General features: G+C 53.6%; 3 protein-coding genes and 1 pseudogene. 1 reads left to right on the top strand and 3 read right to left on the bottom strand.

The features are described from left to right. Nucleotides 1-126: 126 nt before the first annotated feature. The 3 genes and pseudogenes from JX360_RS02060 to ebsA all read right to left on the bottom strand — a co-directional run. A pseudogene (locus JX360_RS02060) lies at nt 127-375 on the bottom strand (ATP-dependent Clp protease proteolytic subunit); the annotation flags it as partial. 474 nt (nt 376-849) lie between these two features. Beyond that, entirely contained in the window at nt 850-2532 is a 1683-nt protein-coding gene (gene cimA, locus JX360_RS02055) for a citramalate synthase (RefSeq protein ID WP_244348818.1), read from the bottom strand. A 63-nt stretch (nt 2533-2595) separates the two neighbouring features. Then, on the bottom strand, nt 2596-2967 hold the full coding sequence (ebsA, locus tag JX360_RS02050) for a type IV pilus biogenesis protein EbsA (protein WP_244348817.1): 372 nt from the start codon (nt 2965-2967) through the stop codon (nt 2596-2598). Nucleotides 2968-2978: 11 nt separating this feature from the next. Here ebsA and JX360_RS02045 point away from each other — a divergent pair. After that, nucleotides 2979-3190 (top strand): hypothetical protein (locus JX360_RS02045; RefSeq protein WP_244348816.1); only part of this gene is annotated, 212 nt, incomplete at its 3' end.

Below are 3190 nucleotides of genomic sequence, written 5' to 3'. Positions count from 1 at the left end.
CAGCGTTCACGGTTTTGAGTGGTATCTAAGCTTAGAACGCTGGCTCCCCCTTCATCTCTTCAATCTCCAAAACTACCGCACAGCAAGGCACCCAGCTATCTGTAAGCAGCTTTTGTCAGTCAATCAGCTGTTGATGTAGAGGTAAATGTCGCGGGTGGGATCCTCCGCTTCCAAAAACAGCATTTGGGCAATCGCCAAGTTAGCAGTACTGTCATCAATCGCCCGCCCTAGGAAAACGATGCGATCCCGCAACAGGCGGGAGTAGATGTCAAACACTTTTTCACCACGGGAAGACTGCTCGATCACCGTCGGCACGACAATCCCCAGAGGATTTTGAGAATGGGGGAGTAATTGCGCAAAATCAGATATTGACATAGGGTTCGGGGGATCCAACCAAAAAGGGAAAGCTGTGTTAGCCATCGCTAGCCTCGCACCACAAGACCAGCCCAACTTACTCTCTAAAAACGAATATAGCTGGAACTGACGAAGAATGTCAGGTAGAAGTTGCATCAAAATTGTTTCCAGCTCTCGATTACTGATGTTTCCTGTAGAGATTAGAAGTCATTTAGAGGGTAACTGAAAGAGAAGATGAGAGTCTATAAAGTCAGCATCTTTTCTGCAAGGGCAATAATCTACTCATCAAAGGTTCTATTTCCTGTCGGCAGATCTAGAGCGTGAATAGCATCACATTCTGCAGCTAAGAAATTCATGCTCCAATCAAGTAAAAACGTCGAGTTTTTGTCAGACGATCTGCATAAGATAAAACAGCCAGAAGATCTTCTCTCTCAAGGTCTGCATAACCCACTTGTAGGATCCCCTCAACGAAACATAGAAACATATCCGAAGTTCTCAGGAAACTCTCGTTGCAGTTGCCGAGGAGCGATAATCTATTGGCAAGGGAGAGCTCGGGGGTAGCAGGCTGTATTCTAATCCCTCCACCAAGGCTCGACAGGAAGCCTCGATGATGTTGGTCGAAACCCCTACTGTCGTCCAGCGGTGATGACCATCACTAAACTCTACCAGCACCCGAGTTTTGGCCGAGGTGCCTGCCTGACCATTCAAAATTCGCACTTTGTAATCGGACAGGTGAATCTGTTCGATTTGGGGATAAAACTCCAGTAGGGCTTTGCGCAAGGCCCCATCTAATGCCGCCACAGGCCCGTTTCCTTCCGCCGCAGTAACCCGCGTTTGCCCCTGCACCACAATTTTCACCGCCGCCAAGGATTGCACATCTGCTTCTCCTCCCGTGGGATCCCAGTCTTTGCTACTCCAGTCGGAGCGGGTGGTGGTGCTGATGTTAAAGCTAAGCATCTCGAAGGGATGGGAACGTTGCCCCAGCAGCTCCCGCACCATCAGTTCAAAGCTGGCCTCAGCCGCCTCAAATTGATAGCCCTCCAGCTCCAGGGTTTTCAGCCGTTCCAAAATGGAGCGCACCTGCGGATCCGATTTATCCAGGACAAAGCCGAACCCGGCTATTTTGCTGAGGATGTTGCTGAGACCCGATTGTTCTGAAACCACCACGCGGCGGCAGTTGCCCACCTGTTCCGGAGCAATGTGCTCGTAGGTGAGGGGGTTCTTTTGGACAGCACTGACGTGGATCCCGCCCTTGTGGGCAAAGGCCGACAGACCCACAAACGGAGCATGATCATCAGGGGCTAGGTTGACCACCTCGCTGATGGAACGGGAGATCTCCGTCAGGTGTTGCAGTTTCTCCTCCGGCAGACAGGTGTACCCCAGCTTCAGTTGCAAGTTGGGGATCAGGCTACACAAGTCGGCATTGCCACAGCGTTCCCCATAGCCATTGATGGTGCCCTGCACCATCCGGACTCCCGCTTGCACAGCAGCCAGGGCATTGGCCACGGCTGTACCCGAGTCATTGTGGGTGTGAATACCCAGGGGCAAATGCCGTAGGTGGTGAGATTCCGCCAAAACAGCTGCAGTGATCTGAGCAATTTCATGGGGCAGGGATCCCCCATTGGTATCACAGAGAACCAGCCATTCCGCTCCGGCTTCGGCAGCCGTGACCAAGGTTTGCAGGGCGTAGTCGGGATTGTGGCGGTAGGCATCAAACCAGTGTTCGGCATCGTAGATCACCCGTCGCCCCTGGGATCCCAGATAGGTGAGGGTCTCCCGGATCATGGCCAAGTTTTCCTCCAGGCTGGTGCCCAAACCCTGGGTGACGTGCAGATCCCAGGATTTGCCAAAGACCGTCACATAGCGAGTGCCGGCGGCCAAGATGGCTTGTAGCATCGGATCTTCGGCAGCGGTACGTCCCGGTCTCCGGGTGGAACAAAAAGCCACCAACTCCGCTTGCGTTAGGGGTTCTTCCCGCATTTGCCAGAAAAACTGCACATCCTTAGGATTGGCTCCCGGCCACCCCCCCTCAATGAAGGGGATCCCGAGCCGATCCAGCAGTTTGGCGATCTGCAACTTATCCTGAACCGACAGGGACAGCCCCTCCCGCTGTGCCCCATCCCGCAGGGTGGTGTCGTAGAGGATAACTCGGGTGGGGTGATCGGATTTAATCTCCATATGGGCTCTTTATTCGCTCTTGACCTGCTCTTTACTCATTTTTGAGACGGATTGGATATTGACTTAATCTTCATATCGCATCAGTTTTTTGTAGAAGGCAGTGGTGAAATCCGGCGGTTGTCCCCGCTGTACCAACGCGACCACATCGATTAGGTAATCCACAAACTCATAGTCGGCAATCGAAAGCTGATAGGTGAGGTCAGCATCCTGAGCAAAAATCAACTGCACCACTGTTAGGTCAGAAGGCAAAGGAGACATGTGCCAACTGGCCAAGAACCGAACCGGCTCCTCTCCCTCAATTGCTCGCTGTCCTTCTAAGCTAGCTTTTTTGTACAAACCGACGGCGAGAGCTAGGTATTGGCGACGGGCAACCGCGTAGTAGGGCTGATAGACGGCGACTTCTGGAAGACTTGCGGGTTCGAGTTGAAGGGCCATAGCGTGCCAAGATGAGGGAGGGTCAGTACAAAAGTCAATACAAGCTGAAAAGCAACGGGGCCGAAGCAGGGCAATATCCTATTCTTGCTGGTTCCAGCCTATCGCGTCAGCGGGCCGGAGGCCTATCGCGTCAGCGGGCCGGAGGCCTATCGCGTCAGCGGGCCGGAGGCCTATCGCGTCAGCGGGCCGGAGGCCTATCGCGTCAGCGGGCCGGAGGCCTATC

This window comes from Thermostichus vulcanus str. 'Rupite' (assembly GCF_022848905.1).
In the GTDB taxonomy this organism is placed as follows: Bacteria; Cyanobacteriota; Cyanobacteriia; order Thermostichales; family Thermostichaceae; genus Thermostichus; species Thermostichus vulcanus_A.
This window is presented reverse-complemented; position numbering and strand designations above follow the sequence as displayed.

Bases quoted from the DNA above. Each gene is read 5' to 3' on its own strand.
- cimA (WP_244348818.1), bottom strand. From the start codon at position 2,532: ATGGAGATTAAATCCGATCACCCCACCCGAGTTATCCTCTACGACACC.
- ebsA (WP_244348817.1), bottom strand. From the start codon at position 2,967: ATGGCCCTTCAACTCGAACCCGCAAGTCTTCCAGAAGTCGCCGTCTAT.